The following is an 18,466-nucleotide window of genomic DNA, read 5'->3' as shown; positions in this document are numbered from 1 at the left end:
GTCTACTCAACAACACTCTGTCACCGCAGTGTCATGAACACCAAGTGGATGGGAGGTGGCATGACGCAGTCGGTCGGCGTGATTGGTCTTGGAGCGATGGGAATGGGCATGGCCCGCTCTCTTCTGGCCAATGGCTTTTCGGTGGCAGCTTTTGATCTTGCGCCTCAGGCCATGGCAAGAGCCAAAGAAGCCGGCATCGCTGCTCAAGAGACCCCAGCCGGGGTGATCGAAGCAAGCGACGCGATTGTCCTCTCATTGCCTCTTGCCAGCCATGTCGAAGCGACGATTGAGGTCGGGCTGGCCGCAGGTGCCTTCAAGTCTCCAAAAATCATCATCGACACGTCGACGTCTGAAGCGGCGGTGAGCCGTAGACTTGCGGCAAAACTCTCCGAGATCGGCCACGGTTTTCTTGATGCGCCTGTCAGTGGCGGTCCGCAGGGCGCGGCAAGCGGTTCCCTTTCGGTGATGCTGGGTGGTGATGCGCAATGGGTCGCGCAGGCCAATCCGGTTCTTGATGCGCTAGCCTCCAAGGTGATCCATGTCGGGCCAAGCGGGGCCGGCAATATCGCGAAGCTCGTCAACAATATGCTGGTGGCCTGCCATATGCTCACCACGGCGGAGGGGCTGCGCCTTGCAGAGGCATCTGGGCTTCCGGCCGAGGACGCGCTTTCCGTCATTAACAGCGCCACGGGACGGAGCGCGCTGAGCGAGATCCATTTTCCCAATTGGGTTTTGACCGGCAGTTTCGACAGCGGATTTTCTGCGGGTCTGATGCGCAAGGATGTGAGACTGGCTCTCGAACTGGCGCGAGACAGCGACTGTTCCATGCCAGTCTCGGAATTGGTCGCGAAACTGTGGTCCGAGGAAAGCTCGGGCATTGCCGACGATCAGGATTTTATGCTGCTTGGCCGTGTTGCGGCCGGTACGGAAGAGAAGACGAATGGCTGACGACATGATCCCCGCAACCGAAACGCGCACAGAAATCGCGCGGCTGCTCACTGAGTTTCTTGGCAGCGCCGAGATACAAAATCACGTTGCCGGAGGGTTGATGCCGGGTGATGGCGAGACCCTTGTTCTGACCGATCCGGCCACTGGAAAGGCCTTTGCCGAGTTCTCGGACGCCGGAGCACCCGTGGTGGAAAAAGCTGCCGAAGCGGCAGTCGCTGCGCAGCGCGAATGGTGGGGCAAGTCAGCCGCGGAACGCGGGCGTATCATGTTCGAGATCGCGCGCCAGATTCGCGCGCATGCGGAGCCGCTTTCCCGGCTTGAGGCGATCTCGGCGGGCCGTCCGATCCGCGATGCCGCCGGCGAGCCGGCTCGCATGGCCGAGATGTTCGAATATTATGCGGGCTGGTGTGACAAGATCAGTGGCGACGTGATCCCGGTACCATCAAGCCACCTCAACTACACCCGCCACGAGCCAATCGGCGTGGTTTCCCAGATTACCCCCTGGAATGCGCCGCTTTTCACCTGCTGCTGGCAGGTGGCGCCTGCGATCTGTGCGGGCAATGCGGTGATGCTCAAACCTTCCGAGCTGACCCCGTTGAGCTCGCTCGTCATCGCGGCTCTGTGCGTCAAGGCAGGTGCGCCGAAGGGGCTCGTCAACGTGATTGCAGGGCAGGGGCCGACGGCCGGACAGAAGATGATCGAACACCCCGCGACGGGTCTGGTGGTGTTCGTCGGCTCGGCCGCGGGCGGTGCGGCGATCGCGTCTGCCGCGGCGCGGCGTCTCATCCCCTCGATCCTGGAATTGGGGGGGAAATCCGCAAACATCGTGTTTTCCGATGCGGATATCGACCGTGCCGTGGCCGGTGCGCAGGCGGCGATCTTCGCCGCGTGCGGTCAAAGCTGCGTGGCGGGTTCCCGGCTTCTGGTTCATCGCAGCGTGCACGCCGAGATGGTTGAAAAACTGGCGCACGCCAGTGCCCGAATTCCAGTCGGCATGCCGCTCGACCCGTCCACGCAGATCGGCCCGATCAACAATGCCCGCCAGTGGAACAAGGTGGACACTATGGTACGCGCCGCCGTTTCGGAAGGCGCGCATCTGGAAACCGGTGGCTTCAAGCCGAAGGCTCTGAGCGATACCGACGGTTTTTTCTATGCTCCGACAATTCTCGATCAGGTATCGCGCGAGATGGAGATCGCGCGTGAGGAGGTGTTTGGCCCCGTGCTATCCGTTCTTTCCTTTGAGGATGAGGAAGAAGCGGTGGCGCTTGCCAACGACACGCCCTATGGCCTGGCGGGAGCGGTATGGACCAAGGATGTGGGCCGCGCGCACCGCATTGCAGCAAAAGTTCGTGCAGGCACCTTCTGGATCAATAGCTACAAGACAATCCATGTGATGTCGCCTTTCGGCGGTTTTGGCCAGTCGGGTTATGGGCGCTCTTCCGGTCGGGAGGCGCTTGCTGCCTACACGACCACCAAATCAGTCTGGGTCGAGACCGCATCCGATCCAACCATCGGCTTCGGTTACGCGCCGGGCTGAACCGCATGGGCGGTCCCTCGGGGCCGCCCTTTGTTCCATCCCGGCCCGCGTTAAGAATGGGGCGGGCTTACGAGAGGGGATCTCAATGGAAAAGACGAAAGACAGATTGTTGGACTGGCGCCTTCATCTGAGCGTGGTGGTCATTACCATCATCGCAGAGGCCATCGGCGTAATAGCCGTGCCGATCGGCATCGGCTCGATCCTGCTTCTGCCACTGCTGTATGCCTTCGTGATGGGGCTCATTCTCAATCCCAACGTCATTCGCAAGGTGGAAGGCTGGATGGGGCAACGTGAGGTCCGTGCTGCGTCACCGCTGATCGTGATCGCAATCATGCCGTTCATCGCCAAATTCGGGACGATCATCGGTCCGTCAATGGAAAAGATCATTGCCGCGGGGCCTGCGTTGATCTTGCAGGAGCTCGGTAATCTGGGCACGATCCTGCTTGCTTTCCCGGTTGCCGTTCTGGTGCTCGGTATGGGGCGTGAGGCAGTGGGCGCCACATTCTCCGTCGCCCGTGAACCGAACATCGCGATCATCGCCGACAAATACGGGCTGAAATCCGCCGAGGGTGCCGGCGTTATGGGCGTCTATGTCATCGGTACGCTTTTCGGGACCTTCATTTTTGCCATTCTCGCATCGCTTCTTGCGACCTCTGGCTGGTTCAGCATCGAGGCGCTAGCGATGGCGTGCGGCATCGGATCGGGTTCGATGATGGCGGCTTGCTCCGGCGCGTTGTCTCACGCCGTACCGGCGATGGAAGAGCAAATTCTTGCTCTCGCCGGGGCCAGCAATGTTCTGACATATGCAACCGGCCTTTACCTGTGCATCTTTGTGGCCTTGCCGGTGACCGAGAAACTCTATGACCTTCTGGGCCGTAAAGAGCCCGCAGCCAGCAACGTCGGAGAATGATCATGAGCACTGCTGAACTTCCCGTCGACTACGAAGCAAACACGAAGCCCGATCTTGGCCAGCATGCCGTGCTGCTGGCCGCCGTATCCCTCATTGCGCTTGTGGGGAACACGGTTGCGACAGATGCCACGGTCATCCAGGGACTGGTCGGCCTTGCCGTCCTTTACGTCATCGCAATGATTGGACTGATCCTGACACATGTGGTTCCAATCAACCTGCCTTCGGTCGCCTGGATCTCACTCGTGGGCATCCTCGCAACTTTGCCCTGGACACCCGGCAGTGCCTGGGTTCTGGACAAGGTGAGCCACGTGAACTTTCTCACGCTTGCCACGCCGTGTCTGGCTTATGCCGGTATCGCGATCACCAGTCGCGAAATCTCAATCGCCAAGTCCTCGGGCTGGAAGCTCTTTATCGTGGCCGTATTCGTGATGACGGGCACCTATGTCGGATCGGCAATCATCGCGGATCTCTTTCTCTGACATTGTCTTGAGGCTGCCGCCGGAATGCGTGGTAGCCTCAATTCCCATGAGTGGATACGGCCCCGGGGGGCAATTCTCCGCAACAAACGGCTTGATATAGCCTTGATTTCGGTCACGCTGCCGCATCAAAGCCAGTTCATTCCCGGCCGACACATGGCCAACCACTCTTTTTCGCTTTGTCCCTGTGATCTCGGACTTTTTGAGCAAGGTGGTGCAACGGCACGTCATCCCTTCTATGTGGACGCCTGATAAGGTGAAGCGCTTTCCCGGTTCCTTCACGAGACACTTCCGTGGGTGATCCGACCCCTGTTTCGAAGCGTAGTCTCTGGAAACAGAGGAGTATGAGCGTGATGACAGGCAAAGACGCCAAAGGGACAGTGTGGATCACAGGTGCCAGTTCCGGCATCGGGCGCGCGCTGGCGTTGCGCCTGGCGCGCAGCGGGTGGCACGTGGCGGCCAGTGCCAGAAGCGTAGAAGCGCTGGAAGCATTGGCGAACGAGCAGGCGGGGCGCATCTTCCCTTATCCGCTCGATGTCACCGATATGGCGGGGACCAAACGGGTTCATCGGCAGATTGAGCGTGATCTGGGGGCGCTCGACATGGCTGTCCTCGCAGCGGGTACCTACAAGCGCGACGGGGCTTTCGACTTCAGTGCCGAAACCGCGCAGTCGATGATTTCCGTCAATCTGCAAGGCACCTTGAATGCACTTGAACCGCTGCTGGAAACGATGATGCAGCGCGGGCGGGGCAAGATCGCCGTCATGGCTTCTGTGGCTGGTTATAACGGTTTGCCCGGTGGCGCATCCTATGGTGCGACCAAGGCTGCGCTCAACAATCTGTGCGAGGCAATGAAGCCGGAGGCCGAGCGCAGAAACGTCTCGCTGAACATCATCAATCCCGGATTCGTGGATACGCCTCTGACGGCGCGCAACGATTTCCCGATGCCATTCCTGATCTCAGCGGAGGAGGCCGCAGCGGCTATAGAAGAAGGGCTCGATTCCGGGCGATACGAGATTATTTTCCCCTGGAAGATGAAGATTGCAATCAAACTGTTGCATGCATTGCCGTCGGCGGTTCGTTTTGCGATTACCCGCAAGCTTGTTCGGGACGGCAACTGACCTGCTGGCGGAATGCGGTGCTAAGCGAGTTCGTATTGCACCACGTCGATACGTTTGTTGCGAAATCCGGTTCGGCAGTAGGCAAGATAGTAGAGCCACATGCGGCGAAAACGCTCGTCAAAGCCGAGTGAGGAAATGGCTTCCCACCCTCGTGTGAAGCGCGCTTCCCATTCCCTCAATGTGCGGGCGTAATCCTGCCCGAAACTATATCGGTCCGCGAGCGTCAGACCGGCATTGAAAGCGGCATCTTCGAAGGCGCGCTGGGACGGAAGCATGCCACCGGGGAAAATATAGGTCTGGATGAAATCCGCATTCCTTCGATAGCTTTCAAAGCGACTTTCATCCACGGTGATGACCTGGATGAGGGCACGCGCACCCGGTGCCAGGAGCGCGCGGACGCGGTCGAAATAGAGAGGCCAGTTCTCCTCGCCGACGGCCTCAAACATTTCGATAGAGACGATCTTGGAAAAGGTGCCGCGACAATCACGATAGTCCTGCAGACGGATTTCGGACCTGTCGGAAAAGCCAGCTTTTGCCAGCCTTTCCCGGGTGAACGCGGCCTGCTCGCGCGATAGCGTCAGGCCGGTCACGCGGCAACCCGTCCTGCGGATTGCATGTTCGGCAAAACCTCCCCAGCCGCAACCAATCTCGAGGACGTGATCGTCAGGCCCGATTTTCAGGCGATCGATGATGCGATCATATTTGGCAGCTTGGGCTTCCTCCAGGTTCTGCGTTTGCGCGCTGAAGATCGCTGACGAATAGGTCATGCTCCTGTCGAGCCACTGGCTGTAGAAAGCGTTGCCGAGATCATAGTGGAACGCGATGTTGCGCCTGCTCCCCGCACGTGAGTTCCGACGAAGGCGATGCCTCAGCACATCCAGCTTGGACATCAGGGAGGAACTCTCCAACACGGCGCGCCAGCGTGTTTCGTTGGCCAGCGCCAATTCAAGGATGGAATCCAGATCTGGCGTTTCGACATGGCCCTCCAGAAAGGCGCGTGCGAAACCGTTGCTGCCTCCTGTCAGGATCTGCATGAATGCTCGACCATTCTTGAAGCGGAGCACGGCGGTAGGACCTGGCCGTGTCCCGGCTGCTGTGTGGCGCCCGCCATCGGGGAAATGCAGAGTGATCTGACCGCAATCGATGGCGTCCGCCCAACGACAGACGATGCGCTGCCAAAGGGGGCTTGACGATTGGGCACGTAGCCTGGAGGCATTTTCAATATGGCTCATGAGATTCTGCCTTTTGACCCGGTTTGATCATAGATTGGGAGACCCGCTGCGGGGAGGGCGTGTGCCTGTGGAAGGGGATTTTCTTCAGCCACAGGCGTATCGCCTCGAAATGAATTGCACCGGTGATTTTCAGGGTCATCAGTGGATGGCTGAAAAGGAGTCCGAGCAACGCCCTGTCGGTCAAGTCCCGACGTTGCCCTGCAAAGGAGGCGTGCAACACCGGTGCGTTCTCTTCCGTCTCGTTGATAGCGACCAACACATCCTCGGTTGGCGGCAGGATCCGGAAGTTGTACCGGCAGTTCATTGACAGGAAGGGCGACACATAGAGCGCCTTGTCGCAGGCGTGGTGAATGCCCTTCGCACCGATGCGCTCCACGGGAATAACATATGTGTGTCGTTCGCCGAAGGTGTTGCACACCTCGTAGAGTATCAGGCGGACGTGGCCCGCTTCATCCTTACAAAAATACACGGAAAGGGGGTTGAAGACGTATCCAAATATCCTTGGATAGCACAGCAGGCCCACCCGCATTTTATCTGCATGGAAACCAGCCATTTCAATCTGCGTATCGACCCAGCGCCGCAATCCACCCGGAGCACCATTGCCATGATCCCTGTCGTGGAAGGAGAACACTCCGGCGCGGTTATGGCTGAAGAGCCGCAAGCGCTCCGACAGAAAAGGCAGTTCATCGAGATCGAGGTATAGAGCGAACACCCGGTAGCTCAATCTGTGCGACTTGGGCTTGTGACGCCGGTGGACGACCTGTCCGGAATATATGGTGGAAACCCAATTCATTCTGCTGCCACGGCAACTCGTTTGATCGGAGCTGTCTGGTCTTGCCGGGAGGGTCTCCAAGGTGGCGAGACCCCGGCCAATTGTTCTGCAGCAGCAAGGCCGGAACGGATGCCGTCTTCATGAAAACCGCTGCCGAAATAGGCACCGCAGAACCAGGTTCTGCGTGCACCCTGAAGGCGCCAAAGCTGTTTTTGTGCCACGAGCGCTTTCGTATCGAAGAGGGGATGCGTGTACGAAAACGCGGCAATCTGATCTTGTTCGGGGACAGCGTAAATCGGGTTGAGCGTCACCAAGAGGGGATGAGCCGGGTCGAGATTTTGCAGGCGGTTCATCCAATAGGTGACACAGAGCTGCCTTTCTCCCGTCTGGCGTTCTGCTTCGATATAATTCCAACTCGCCCAGACATTACGGCGCTTGGGCATCAGTCCGGTATGCCGATGCAACACTGCTTCATTCGCCGTATACGCAAACTCGCTCAGAAGCTCATATTCATCCTGACTTGGGTCGTCGAGCATGCGAAGCGCTTGATCCGCGTGCGTGGCAACCACGACGTCGTCGAACAGATCGGTATGTCCAGAGGCGTCAGTCACCTCAACGCCGTGGTCCCGGCGTCGGATCTTCGTTACCGGTGAGGCAAGACGCACCTCTCCATCGAAGTCTTTCAGGAGCCGCTCGACATATGTGCGACTGCCGCCAGTGACGGTGCGCCAGCGCGGTCGGTTCGTGAAGGTCAAAAGGCCGTGTCGCTCGAAAAATCCGATAAAGGCGTGGAGTGGATATTCCCGCATTTGTGCGGCCGTGGTCGACCAGATCGCGGCGCCCATGGGCAAAAGATGGTTGTTGATGAAGCTATCGCTGTAGCCCGCCCTTGCGAGAAATGAACCGAGGGTTTCACCCGCATCGCCGCGTTCGATCAGAATGGAGGGGGCCGTGCGGTAGAAATGAACGATGTCGGCGATCATGCGCCAGAAGAACGGACGCAGGACATTTGCTTTCTGACCAAGCAGACCCCGGAGCCCGGAGCCGGAATATTCGAACCGGCCGCCATCCAGCGATGCCGCAAAGGACATGTCGGACGGCTGGGTAAGCACGCCCAGATGCTCGAAAAGTGAGACGAGTTCGGGATAATTACGGTCATTGTAGACAATGAAACCCGTATCCACTGCGGTGAGGCCGTTCGGGGTGATCACGTCCACCGTATTCGCGTGGCCGCCTGGGCGCTGATCCGCCTCATAAAGCGTCACTTGGCGAGAGCGGGAAAGCAGCCAGGCAGCCGAAAGCCCGGAAATGCCGCTGCCGATGACCGCCACGCGACTGTCGGTCGGTTTGTGTTTTCGTGTCAGCAACGGGAAACCCTCCATGGATGTTATTAAGGGTTACGGACATGGAGTTCGTTTGGATCTCCCGGCATCAAAAAATTTTGCTTGTTGTGATCCGGAATGCTCTAACTGTCGTAGCTCAGGGCATGAATCTCGATCTTTGCCCCACATTGCCTGCCGAACCGGCGCTTGCAGCGTTTCGCGCCGTGCACGACATTCGGTATCACACACCAGTCTTGCGGGGTTTGATGAAGGACATCTCCAGACCAGAGCCCAAAGACGATGTTGGACGGATGATCGTCCGCGTTGGTATGAGCGGCGACATGGAGGCTTTCGAGCAGATTTTCCGCGCCTATGCTCCAAGGGTGCGCGCCTTCATGATGCAGCGTGTCCGGGACCCGCAAATCTCGGAAGAACTGATGCAGGAAACGATGGTCATGATCTGGCGCAAGGCTGCGCAATTCGACCCGGTGAAAGGCTCGCCCGGTGCCTGGATTTTCACCATCGCCCGCAACTTGCGCATAGACAGTTACCGTCGCAGCCGGCAGCCGGACTTCGATCCCAACGATCCGGCGTTCGTGCCGGATACGGGTCGCTCTGCCGATGATGCCGTTGAAGCACATGACGAGGAACAACGGTTGCATACTGCCCTTACCGGACTTCCTCCCGAGCAGCATGATCTTCTCAAACTGGCCTTCTTCGAAGAGGTTTCGCACAGCGAGATCGCGGAACGTCTAGGGCTGCCGCTGGGTACGGTGAAATCGCGCATCCGGCTCGCCTTTTCAAAACTGCGCGCGGCGCTGGGAGACCGGCCATGAGCATTCAGCATCAAGTCAGTGACGAGCTTCTTCTGGACTATGCCACCGGTGTGCTCTCGGAAGGCTGGCGAATCGCGATTGCCACCCATCTTGCTCTGTCTCCGCAGAGCAGGCGCCGCCTCGCCGTGATGGAAATGGCAGGTGGAGCCTTGGTCCACGACCTTGCGTCTGAACCCTCTCTGCTCGATGAAGATCGAAGCTGGATGACCCTCAGAAAGCGGTTGGAGAGCCCAGGGGCGCAAGGCGTGACACCACCGCCAAGCCGTCCTATCCCGGGGAGCGTTCTTTCTGTCGTCCTGCCGGACCCTCTGCGCTCATATGTGGGTGGCGACGTGGATTCGTTGAAATGGCGGCCGCTTGGTCGCGGTGCCTATCACCTGCCTATTGCTGTGGGTGACCCGTCCACCATGGTCCGCTTGCTGCGCATTCCAGCCGGCAAACCGGTGCCTGAGCACGGACATCGAGGCCGGGAATTAACGCTTGTTCTTTCCGGCAGTTTTCACGACGGCGACGCGTTATTCGCGCGTGGGGATCTGGAGGAAGCCGACGAGACGCTCCAGCATCAGCCGGTAGCGACGGAAGGCGAGGACTGCATCTGTCTTGCTGTTACCGACGCCCCTTTGAAATTCCGCAGCTGGCTGGTGCGCGCCGTTCAGCCCATCCTCGGAATCTGATTCTGAGCAACCTTCAAGCATCGGAGTGCTCAATGACCTACATCATCGCTTATCTCGCCACGGCGATTGTCTTCTTCGGGCTGGATTATGTCTGGCTGTCGCGTGTGGCCACAGGGTTCTACCGTGATCGCATGGGGCATCTGCTTCTGGATCAGCCAAACCTTGCCGCTGCCGGGCTTTTCTACTGCGTGTACGTGGCGGGTATCGTCTATTTCGCCGTTGCTCCCGCCCTTACCAGCGGCACGGCAACCAGTGCCCTCATCGCCGGCGCACTTCTTGGTTTGATTGCTTATGGCACCTATGACATGACCAATCTGGCAACGGTGAAAAACTGGTCCGTAGCGGTGACGATCGTCGATATGGCATGGGGCACTGTACTGACGGGCGCTTCGTCCTGGGCTGGTTATATGGTGACCTTACGGCTTGCCGAAAGGCTCTAGCCTGCCCGGGGCTGCCTAAGCGTCCGAGGCAGCGTTTATCCGAGACCGCGTTTAAATGTATAAAAGCGGTTGTGAATGGTAGCAACGGAAGGCCGTCGCCACCATTCTCGCAGCTAGAAATACGCTGCAACTACCCGTTTTCCTGGGGCAGTCATCGCTTGGATTTCAGCGCCAGCTTCAACAGCGAAGTTGTTCCCGCACTCGGGCGCTTCAGCCGTACGATATGCAACGCTGTTTTTGCTTCCCAAGGCCCTCGATGCCAAGCTCCACTACATCGCCTGCCTTGAGATAACGCTGGGGGGAGAGACCCATGCCGACGCCGGGCGGTGTGCCGGTCGAGATGATATCGCCCGGTTGCAGGGACATGAAATCGGAGAGGTAGCTGACGAGTTCCGCCACCCCAAATACCATCGTCTGGGTGGAACCAGATTGCATCATTTCACCGTTCACCGTGAGCCACATGGAAAGGTTTTGAGGATCGGCGATTTCGTCTCGGGTTACGAGCCAGGGGCCGGTAGGCCCGAAGGTGTCACAGGATTTCCCCTTGGTCCATTGTCCCTGACGCTCGTTCTGGAAAGCGCGCTCGGAAACATCGTTGAGGACGCAATATCCGGCCACATGTTCGAGTGCATCTTCCTTGCTCACATGCTTTGCGGTTTTGCCTATGACAACACCCAGTTCCACTTCCCAGTCGGTTTTGGTTGCGCCGCGCGGGATGACGAGATCGTCATCGGGACCGCAGATCGCGCTGGTGGCTTTCATGAAGACGATCGGTTCTGAGGGAACGTGCAAGCCGGCCTCACGCGCGTGATCGCTGTAGTTCAGGCCTATGCAGATGAACTTTCCCGTGCCTGCGACACAGGGACCAAACCGCTGGTCACTATTGATGATGGGCAGGGCAAACACGTCGAGTGCTGCAAGAGTGGCAAGCCCTTCGGGTGAGAGAACTTCCCCGGCAATGTCCCCGATATGGCGGGAGAGATCGCGCAGATCGCCATTGCCATCGATGAGGCCCGGCTTTTCGGCGCCGGCCGCGCCAAAGCGAACAAGTTTCATCATGTTTTCCTATGGTGTCAGATCGTCCAGCCGCCGTCGATGACATAGGTCTGGCCGGTGGTGTAGGTGGCGCCTGCCAGGTGTACAACGAGGTCGGCAATTTCCTCGGCGGTCCCCAGGCGCCCCATCTGCTGGCGACCCACGAATGCCTTGCGGGCAGCTTCGTAGTCGCCTGTCGCTTCAAGCCGCTGGCGCAGCGAAGGGCTGTCCACCGTGCCGGGGCAAACTGCATTGCAGCGAATTCCATCGCCCACATAGTCGGCGGCGACGGATTTGGTAAGTCCGATCACCGCGGCTTTGGTGAGGCCGTAGACGCATCGTTTGGGCGCGCCTTTCACGCTCGAGACAACCGAGGCCATGTTGATGATGCTGCCGCTTCCCTGTTCCAGCATGCCGGGCAGCACAGCCTTGATGGTGCGGATCATCGCCTTGACGTTGAGATCCATGGCGAGGTCGATATCTTCGTCGCTCGCTTCGATCACGGTTCCGTTGTGAACGATGCCGGCGCAATTGAAGAGAATGTCGATCCTGCCGATCTCGGAGACCAGTCCGGAGATGGCGTTCATGTCGCGGACATCGAGCAAGTGCGGTACGACGGAGCTCGTCTGTTGCGCCAATGCTGAAATGCTAGCGTCATTGATATCCGTGGCGTGAACCATCGCACCTGCTTGGGCCAGGGCGCGGGCGCTTGCCATGCCGATCCCTTGTCCAGCCGCGGTGACCAAGGCTGTCATTCCAGTGAGTGGACTCATCTTCCATCCTCTTTTGTCTCGAAGGGCCGTCGCCGAAATTGACTATTGACTCAGCCGTACCTTCACATATGATTTAACGATAAACCTTTTGCAATTCAAGCAAGCAATCACCACGAAGGCGACCGTACCGATGGCCACCCTGGAAACCGAATCGCAACCCACCCTGATCGAACTCAGGGAGCGCTTCTTCACTGCTCTTCTCTCCGATGTTCTGGATGATCTGGGGTATATGAACCAAGCCATGCACCACACGATCCGGCCTCTCGACAGTTCGCTGGTGATGGTCGGAAGGGCGCGTACGGCGCTTTGCATGGATGTCTATGAACGCCCTGCGCCGGGTGAAAACCCCTATGAGCTTGAGATTGAGCTCGTGGACGATCTGAAGGCGGATGAAATCCCGGTTTTCGCATGCGGCACCTCGGGGCGCATGGCGCCATGGGGCGGGCTTTTGAGCACCGCGGCAAAGTTCCGCGGATCAGCAGGGGCGGTCATGGATGGCCTGGTGCGCGACACGCGTGAAATTCTCGCCGCGGGCTTTCCCGTTTTCCACGGCGGCATTGCGCCGCTGGATTGCAAGGGGCGCGGCAAGGTCGTGGCGCTTGACGTCGGCATCGAGTGCTCCGGCGTGAAAGTCAACACAGGCGATCTGGTCTTCGGCGATGCCGATGGCGTTATCGTCGTTCCACAAGAAATAGAGGTCCAGGTTCTTGAGGTGGCGCAAGAGCGCCTGCGCGGCGAGCGGAACACGCTGGCAGATCTCGAAGCGGGGGAGCGCCTCGCAACCGTATTCGCGAAATATGGCATCTTGTAAGTCGTCCTGACTCGCACTTGCCATAAAGCGAAACCCCTGGGGACGGCGCGAAACCGCGCCTGGGGGAATGATGCCAAGAAAAACAGAGGGGTAGAGTGAAATGACGCACAGAAACTCAAAAAACCGGTTGCGTGGCCTGCTGGTCGCGGGCGCAATGGCGGTCGCTGCGGGCCCGGCTCATGCTGAACTTTGCGGCCATGTGGGGGGCGACCTGGTTTTGGGTATGGAGGCCAAACTCGGCACGCTCGATCAGCATGTGAACGCAGCCAATGCGACGCGCAATGTCGCCATGAATATTTTCGAAACGCTGATGACGCGCGATGAGAATATGGCGCCAATCCTTGATCTTGCAGAATCCCTCGACGTCAGCGAGGACAAGCTGACCTACACCTTCAAGCTTCGCCCTGGTGTGAAGTTTCACAATGGCAAGCCGCTGACCTCGGCAGATGTGGCTGCCTCCTTCGATCGATACAACCGCATTGGCGTCGATCGTTCCGCGCTTGGCAGTGTCGATCGCTGGGAAACGCCGGATGATGCGACCTTTACCATCTTTCTAAAGGAGCCGCAGGCAAGCTTCCTGGAGAGCATTTCGGCATCGACAGTGCCGATCGTCATCGTTCCCTCGGAACAGGCGAATGCCGAGGCGACCCGGCTGGAGCCCATTGGCACTGGACCTTTCCAGCTTGAGGAGTTCGTGGCCGACAGCCATGTAAAGCTGAAGCGTTACGAGGATTACAAGGCCAACGAAACGCTTGACGCCATGTCGGGTTTTGCCGGCCGCAAGCAGGCCTGTGTCGACACCGTCACCTTCCGCACGCTCGCCGAACCTGGCGCCCGGCTTGCCGCTCTCGAAACGGGCGAAGTGCATATTGTCGAGGATGTGCCGACGCTCTCCAAGGAGCGCCTTGTCGGCAATGAGGACATCGTCCAGACGCAGCTCAAACATGCTGCCCTCTGGCTGAACTATCCGAACCTCTCCGAGCCGCCGACGGACAATCTGAAGATCCGCCAGGCGATTCAGGCGGCCATGAATCTCGATGAAATCATGGATGCGATGAGCGATGGTTCCTACAGCCTCAACCCGTCATTCCAGTTTCCCGGCCAGACCTATTACACAGAGGCCGGCAGCCAGTATTACAATCAGAACGACCCGGAGAAGGCCAAAGCCCTGCTCAAGGAGGCTGGCTACAATGGTGAGGCAGTCAAACTTTTGACGACACGGGATATTCCTCGCCTCTACACAGCTGCGGTTGTCATGTCGGAGCAGTTGAAAGCGGCGGGCATCAATGCCGAACTGGTGGTTCTGGACTGGCCTACTGCGCTTGGCATGAGCGTGAACGAGACGGAAGGCTGGAACTTCTTCTTCACGGGCTGGATCACGGTCACCGCTCAGGGCGGCGCCCAGTCGCTGCGCAACCTTGCCGATCCGTCCAATGTGCACAAGCCGAAGGACAACAAGTCCGACGCCGAGTTCATGAAGCAATTTCAGATTTTGAGCACGAGTCCTGATTTGGAAGAGCGCAAAGCCGCTTTCGCCAAGGCTCAGGAGCGAGTGTTCGAGCAAGTGATGGCAATTCCCTTCGGCGTGACGCCGAAGAACCAGGCGACGCGTGCCAATGTGAAGGGCTATGTGCCATTCTTCAACACGCGGGTCTCTAATGTCTGGTTGGCCGAATAGCCAGCCATTCCGACCCATGTTCCGTCATGTATGAACCGGCACGGAAACGTTTGGAGGTCACATGCTTGCTTACACGCTGAGGCGCATAGCCCAGGCCGTGCCGATTCTTCTGCTCGTCAGCCTGATCTCCTTCGGGATCATGCAGCTGGTACCCGGGGATCCCGCCGCCGTTCTGGCGGGCCCCAACGCCACGCCTGACGAACTCATCAAACTGCGGCAGACGCTGGGGCTCGACAAATCCCTTCTGTCGCAGATCATGATCTTTTACGGAAACCTGTTCCAGGGCGATCTCGGCTACTCCATTATTCTGGGAGAGCCGGTCCTGAAAGTGGTACTGGAGCGTTCTCCCATCAGCATATCGCTCGCGCTCTATTCGCTCGCGCTGACAGTCATCCTCGGGCTTTCCATCGGGGTCATTGCAGCGATGAAGCACAATCGCTGGATCGATCAGGCAGCGATGACCTTTGCACTGATCGGGGTTTCCGTCCCCAATTTCTGGCTGGGACTTGTGATGATTGTCCTGTTTTCGGTGCATCTCGGTTGGCTGCCAACGGGCGGCTATGTGCCATTCTTTGAAGACCCGGCCGGCTGGTTTCTCGCCGCAACCATGCCGGCGCTTTCGCTGGCGATGATGCAGATCGGACTGCTCGCCCGTCTGACCCGCTCTACCATGTTGGAAGTGCTGGGCCAGGATTATATTCGCACGGCCCGCGCCAAGGGTGCGAGCGAGCCACGGGTGATCATCAAGCACGCGATGAGCAATGTGCTGATCCCTGTCGTTACCGTGCTCGGAATGATCCTCTCGGTGCTTCTTTCCGGTTCGGTAATTGTTGAAACGATTTTCGCGGTGCCGGGGATCGGAGCGCTTCTCGGTAATGCGATCCTTGGACGCGATTATCCCATGATCCAGGGAGGTCTCATTTTCGTGGCGGCGGTCCTTCTGATCCTGAACATCGTTGTCGATGTGCTCTATGCCTGGCTCGATCCAAGGGTGCGCGTCCAATGAGCCATCTCGAAATCTCCAACAATCCGAGCGCGCTGACTTCCCTGCGCCGGTTCCTTGGGGGGCGGCGTGTGCGCCGCCTCATCCGGCATCGATCCTTCATGATCGGGTTGTGGTTATGTCTTTTCGTGACGGCCATAGCCATTTTCGCTCCGATAATCTCAGCGGTCGATCCGAACAAGATGGCCATCCGTTCACGTTTCCAGCCGCCGTCGCTCGAATTCCTTCTCGGCACGGACAATCTGGGCCGTGACCTTTTCAGTCGGGTGGCGTGGGGCGCGCGTCTGAGCCTTGCCATCGGTCTGGGCGTGGTTCTCCTCAATGCCGTGTTCGGTGTGCTTCTTGGGGCGCTTGCGGGTTACTTCCGGCGTCTAGACGGTATTCTCATGCGTCTTTCGGATGCGCTCATGGCCTTTCCGTCGGTGCTGCTTGCCATCGGAATTGCCGCGGCGATGGGAGCGTCGGCCATGACGGCGGTGATCTCGCTGGCGGTCGTCTATATTCCACGCACGGCGCGTATCCTGCGCGCCTCGGTTCTGCAGGTGAACGAGCTCGAATTCGTCAATGCGGCGCGAGCGGCGGGTGCGGGTGACTTCCATATCTTACGGCGTCATATCCTGCCCAATTGCATGGCACCTCTGGTGGTGCAGCTCAGTTTCGTCTTCGCCTATGCGATTCTCTCGGAAGCAGTGCTCAGTTTTCTCGGGCTCGGGGCGGCTCCCACCGATCCCAGTTGGGGCATCATGATCTCCGAAGGCCGCAGTTATATCCGCGAAGCGCCCTGGATGACCATTATCCCGGGTATGGCGATCGCAATCACGGTGCTTGGCCTGAACCTTCTGGGGGACGGCTTGCGCGACGTACTCGACCCTCGCGTGAAGATGGAGCACTGACGATGCAAAAAAATCCAATTCTGCGCGTTGAGGGACTGCGCACCACGTTCACGAGCGACGATGGTGAGGTGGTCGCGGTGGATGATGTCAGCTTCGACGTGAACGAAGGCGAGATCGTTGGCCTTATCGGCGAGAGCGGCTCCGGCAAGAGCGTCACTGCGCTCGCCGTAATGGGGCTTTTGCCGAAGAGTACATCGCACGTTACTGCAGAGCGAATCATGTTCGATGGTCGCGACCTTGCGCACGCTTCCGAGCGGGAGTTGCGGCGGTTGCGCGGGGGCTCCATCGGTATGATCTTTCAGGAACCGATGAGCTCACTCAATCCGGTTCTAAAGATCGGCGATCAGCTCATCGAGCCGATCCGTATTCACGAACGCATAAGCTACCGTGCAGCCTTCGACCGGGGGGTGGAGCTTCTAACCAAGGTCGGCATTCCGTCGCCTGTGCAACGGATGAATGATTATCCGCATCAGCTTTCGGGCGGTATGCGGCAACGCGTCATGATCGCCATTGCCTTGTCTTGCTCTCCCAAGCTGCTTCTTGCCGATGAGCCCACCACGGCGCTCGACGTGACCATTCAGGCCCAGCTCCTCGACCTTCTTCTGGAAATCCAGGCCGAGACAAAGATGGCGATCGTGCTGATCACGCACAGCATGGGGGTCATTGCTGAATGCGCCGACAAGGTGGTGGTCATGTATTCCGGCCGAATCGCGGAACAGGGTCCGGTCACGGAGATATTCGACAGGCCGGGGCATCCCTACACGAAAGGTCTCATGCAGTGTACGCCGGAACTGACCGGAAATTCCCGTCGGTTGACCACCATACCGGGTACGCTGCCAAGCCTCAGCGCGCTGCCACCCGGCTGTCGTTTCGCGCCGCGCTGTGACCTCGCACAACCGGACTGCGTGGCCGGTAGACCGCCAATGATCGCTATAGGAAAGGAACATGCTTCTGCCTGTATCCGGGCGGATGAACTCGTCGCCTCGGCAGCACAACCAGAGGGAGCCGAGGTATGAGCAAAGCACCGCTTCTATCCGTTCGGGATCTTTCCAAGTATTTCACCATCCGCAGCCCTTTCAGGGGCACGACCGTTGGCACAGTGCAAGCGGTCAATCGGGTGAGTTTCGATATCGGCGAGGGAGAAACGCTGGGGCTCGTTGGAGAATCCGGTTGCGGAAAATCCACGACCGGGCGGTTGCTTCTGCGTCTTATCGAACCGGACCGGGGGGAGGTCCTTTTCGAGGGGAGGGACCTCTTGAAGCTTGATGCCGGTGAACTCAAGGCCATCCGCAAGTCGATTCAGATCGTCTTCCAGGATCCGTTCAGTTCCCTTAATCCCCGTATGACGGTCGAAGACATTATCACCGAGCCGCTCTATGTGCAGGGAGGCATGACGCGACATGACATGCGCGACCGTGCCCGTATGCTGCTTGAGCGGGTGGGGCTCAATGCGGCGCATATCACGCGTTACCCGCATGAATTTTCGGGCGGGCAGCGGCAGCGGATCGGTATCGCGCGCGCTCTTGCGGCAGACCCGCGCTTCATCGTCTGCGACGAGGCGGTCTCGGCGTTGGATGTCTCGGTGCAGGCGCAGGTCATCAATCTGCTGCAGGATCTTCAGGAGGAATTCAACCTTTCCTACCTGTTCATCGCGCATGATCTTTCGGTCGTGCGACATATCTCGGACCGGGTTGCCGTCATGTATCTGGGTGAGGTGGTGGAGATCGCGGGAAAGGATGCGCTCTACGCCTCTCCACGTCATCCCTATACAAAGGCGCTTCTGGAGGCGATTCCGGTTGCTCATCCACGTCTCCGGGGCAAGCGTGCGCGCCTTGGCGGTGAGGTGTCTAGCGCTCTCAACCCGCCTCCGGGATGCCGCTTCAGCCAACGCTGTCCTTTCGCACAAGACGTTTGCCGAAGAGAGGCGCCGGCGCTCAGGGAGTTGGGTGAGCGCCATCAGGTAGCGTGTCATTTTGCAGAGGAATTGCAGGCCGTCGCAGCCTGA

Annotated in this window: 19 protein-coding genes; 14 read left to right on the top strand and 5 right to left on the bottom strand. The window is 58.8% G+C overall.

The genetic code is table 11. From position 1 onward, the window contains the following. The first annotated feature begins 60 nt into the window (after positions 1–60). From KW403_RS03290 to KW403_RS03270, 5 genes are all read left to right on the top strand, one after another. A complete protein-coding gene (locus KW403_RS03290) occupies positions 61–948 on the top strand; it encodes an NAD(P)-dependent oxidoreductase (RefSeq protein WP_223021334.1) in 888 nt (295 codons plus the stop codon). Further along, complete coding sequence (locus KW403_RS03285; RefSeq protein ID WP_223021333.1) at positions 941–2,485, top strand: aldehyde dehydrogenase family protein; 1,545 nt, start codon at positions 941–943, stop codon at positions 2,483–2,485. The genes KW403_RS03290 and KW403_RS03285 overlap by 8 nt, the downstream gene beginning before the upstream one ends. An 85-nt stretch (positions 2,486–2,570) precedes the next feature. Beyond that, complete coding sequence (locus KW403_RS03280) at positions 2,571–3,395, top strand: DUF3100 domain-containing protein (protein WP_223021332.1); 825 nt, start codon at positions 2,571–2,573, stop codon at positions 3,393–3,395. 2 nt (positions 3,396–3,397) lie between these two features. After that, complete coding sequence (locus KW403_RS03275; protein ID WP_223021331.1) at positions 3,398–3,874, top strand: hypothetical protein; 477 nt, start codon at positions 3,398–3,400, stop codon at positions 3,872–3,874. Between the two features lie 341 nt (positions 3,875–4,215). Then, positions 4,216–4,992 carry an SDR family NAD(P)-dependent oxidoreductase gene (locus tag KW403_RS03270; protein ID WP_246637877.1) on the top strand — a complete coding sequence of 259 codons (777 nt, stop codon included), beginning with the start codon at positions 4,216–4,218 and terminating at the stop codon, positions 4,990–4,992. 20 nt (positions 4,993–5,012) lie between these two features. On the opposite strand, the gene KW403_RS03265 is transcribed toward KW403_RS03270, so the two are convergent. From KW403_RS03265 to KW403_RS03255, 3 genes are read right to left on the bottom strand one after another with little or no spacing between them, the layout of a single operon-like run. Then, the gene (locus KW403_RS03265; RefSeq protein ID WP_223021330.1) at positions 5,013–6,224 is read right to left on the bottom strand and encodes an SAM-dependent methyltransferase; all 1,212 of its coding nucleotides are present in this window, start codon (positions 6,222–6,224) and stop codon (positions 5,013–5,015) included. Then, entirely contained in the window at positions 6,211–7,017 is an 807-nt protein-coding gene (locus KW403_RS03260; protein WP_223022425.1) for a DUF1365 domain-containing protein, read from the bottom strand. Before KW403_RS03260 ends, KW403_RS03265 begins: the two co-directional genes overlap by 14 nt. Next, positions 7,014–8,360: an NAD(P)/FAD-dependent oxidoreductase gene (locus KW403_RS03255; RefSeq protein ID WP_378596818.1), complete on the bottom strand. Its 1,347-nt coding sequence runs from the start codon at positions 8,358–8,360 to the stop codon at positions 7,014–7,016. The genes KW403_RS03260 and KW403_RS03255 overlap by 4 nt, the downstream gene beginning before the upstream one ends. A 122-nt stretch (positions 8,361–8,482) precedes the next feature. Between KW403_RS03255 and KW403_RS03250 the strand changes: the two genes are divergently transcribed. Genes KW403_RS03250 through KW403_RS03240 form a run of 3 tightly spaced genes read left to right on the top strand, consistent with a single transcriptional unit; the run spans position 8,483 to position 10,268 of the window. Continuing rightward, positions 8,483–9,154 carry a sigma-70 family RNA polymerase sigma factor gene (locus KW403_RS03250; RefSeq protein WP_343224050.1) on the top strand — a complete coding sequence of 224 codons (672 nt, stop codon included), beginning with the start codon at positions 8,483–8,485 and terminating at the stop codon, positions 9,152–9,154. Beyond that, positions 9,151–9,828 (top strand): ChrR family anti-sigma-E factor, encoded by a 678-nt coding sequence (locus KW403_RS03245; RefSeq protein WP_223021328.1) that lies wholly within the window; start codon positions 9,151–9,153, stop codon positions 9,826–9,828. Before KW403_RS03250 ends, KW403_RS03245 begins: the two co-directional genes overlap by 4 nt. Before the next feature lie 32 nt (positions 9,829–9,860). Continuing rightward, positions 9,861–10,268 (top strand): DUF2177 family protein, encoded by a 408-nt coding sequence (locus KW403_RS03240; RefSeq protein WP_223021327.1) that lies wholly within the window; start codon positions 9,861–9,863, stop codon positions 10,266–10,268. A gap of 210 nt (positions 10,269–10,478) precedes the next feature. Here KW403_RS03240 and KW403_RS03235 read toward each other — a convergent pair whose 3' ends face one another. Further along, entirely contained in the window at positions 10,479–11,324 is an 846-nt protein-coding gene (locus tag KW403_RS03235) for a fumarylacetoacetate hydrolase family protein (RefSeq protein ID WP_223021326.1), read from the bottom strand. A 17-nt stretch (positions 11,325–11,341) separates the two neighbouring features. Continuing rightward, positions 11,342–12,076 carry an SDR family oxidoreductase gene (locus KW403_RS03230; protein ID WP_223021325.1) on the bottom strand — a complete coding sequence of 245 codons (735 nt, stop codon included), beginning with the start codon at positions 12,074–12,076 and terminating at the stop codon, positions 11,342–11,344. A gap of 130 nt (positions 12,077–12,206) precedes the next feature. Here KW403_RS03230 and KW403_RS03225 point away from each other — a divergent pair, with 130 nt between their 5' ends. The 6 genes from KW403_RS03225 (at position 12,207) to KW403_RS03200 (ending at position 18,466) form a co-directional block, all read left to right on the top strand. Further along, positions 12,207–12,887 (top strand): RraA family protein, encoded by a 681-nt coding sequence (locus KW403_RS03225; RefSeq protein WP_223021324.1) that lies wholly within the window; start codon positions 12,207–12,209, stop codon positions 12,885–12,887. 100 nt (positions 12,888–12,987) lie between these two features. Next, entirely contained in the window at positions 12,988–14,565 is a 1,578-nt protein-coding gene (locus tag KW403_RS03220; RefSeq protein ID WP_223021323.1) for an ABC transporter substrate-binding protein, read from the top strand. A 61-nt stretch (positions 14,566–14,626) separates the two neighbouring features. Then, entirely contained in the window at positions 14,627–15,571 is a 945-nt protein-coding gene (locus KW403_RS03215) for an ABC transporter permease (RefSeq protein ID WP_223021322.1), read from the top strand. Next, positions 15,568–16,461 carry an ABC transporter permease gene (locus tag KW403_RS03210; RefSeq protein WP_246637875.1) on the top strand — a complete coding sequence of 298 codons (894 nt, stop codon included), beginning with the start codon at positions 15,568–15,570 and terminating at the stop codon, positions 16,459–16,461. Before KW403_RS03215 ends, KW403_RS03210 begins: the two co-directional genes overlap by 4 nt. A gap of 2 nt (positions 16,462–16,463) precedes the next feature. Next, positions 16,464–17,477 carry an ABC transporter ATP-binding protein gene (locus KW403_RS03205; RefSeq protein ID WP_223021321.1) on the top strand — a complete coding sequence of 338 codons (1,014 nt, stop codon included), beginning with the start codon at positions 16,464–16,466 and terminating at the stop codon, positions 17,475–17,477. Next, complete coding sequence (locus KW403_RS03200) at positions 17,474–18,466, top strand: ABC transporter ATP-binding protein (protein WP_223021320.1); 993 nt, start codon at positions 17,474–17,476, stop codon at positions 18,464–18,466. Before KW403_RS03205 ends, KW403_RS03200 begins: the two co-directional genes overlap by 4 nt.

This window comes from Nitratireductor kimnyeongensis (assembly GCF_019891395.1).
In the GTDB taxonomy this organism is placed as follows: Bacteria; Pseudomonadota; Alphaproteobacteria; order Rhizobiales; family Rhizobiaceae; genus Nitratireductor; species Nitratireductor kimnyeongensis.
This window is presented reverse-complemented; position numbering and strand designations above follow the sequence as displayed.